Annotated in this window: 1 pseudogene; it reads left to right on the top strand. The window is 54.0% G+C overall.

What is annotated here, in order from left to right:
• A pseudogene (locus RYZ26_RS19875) lies at positions 1-761 on the top strand (NAD-glutamate dehydrogenase domain-containing protein); the annotation flags it as partial.

Here is a 761-nt window from a genome sequence, read left to right as displayed (position 1 = left end):
GTGATGGAAAATACCAACGCAGCCCCTGATGATATCGCGCGTGCTTATCTGATCACACGCGATGCCTTTGGCCTCAGGGAAACCTGGACAGCCATTGAAGCTTTGGATAACAAGGTCTCAGCGACTGAGCAAATCCGTATGCTCAATCAGGTGAGCAAGCTGATTGATCGCGGGACCAAATGGTTCCTGCGCAATTCAGAACGTCCGCTGGATATCGGCAAGATCGTTGGATCCTTCCAGGAAGGCTTGACCAAGCTGGATGAAAAGCTGGAAGAAGTCCTGCCGGACTCGCTTCTGCGAAGTCATCTGGCACAGGCTCAGACCTTCATTGACAATGGCGTCCCCGCACCGCTTGCCAAATCCGTTGCGGGCAAGGTGATGCTGGTATCGGGCTGTGACATTGTGGGCATTGCCCAGACGCGCAAGTTGGATGTGGTCGATGTCTCCAAAGTCTATTTCGAGATGGGGTCGCGTTTTGATCTCGGCTGGATGCGGGCAACCGGGGAACAACTGGGGCTGAAAAACCACTGGCAGAAGCTGGCGGTCAATTCCCTGATCGAAGACCTTTATGGCTATCAGTCCGAACTGACCCACAAGGCACTGGACTCCCAGACCAAAGGCAAAGACGCCATGGCCGGGATGACTGCCTGGATTGAAAGCAACCAGAACGCCATTGAGCAAACCGACCAGATGCTGAGCGAGATGAAGAAAACATCTTCAGGCGTCGACTTCGCCATGCTCACCGTGATGGCCAAACAACT

It is taken from the genome of Terasakiella sediminum (genome assembly GCF_033100395.1).
GTDB lineage: Bacteria > Pseudomonadota > Alphaproteobacteria > Rhodospirillales > Terasakiellaceae > Terasakiella.
The sequence above is the reverse complement of the archived record's forward strand: the minus strand, read 5'-3'. Positions and strand labels throughout refer to the sequence as shown.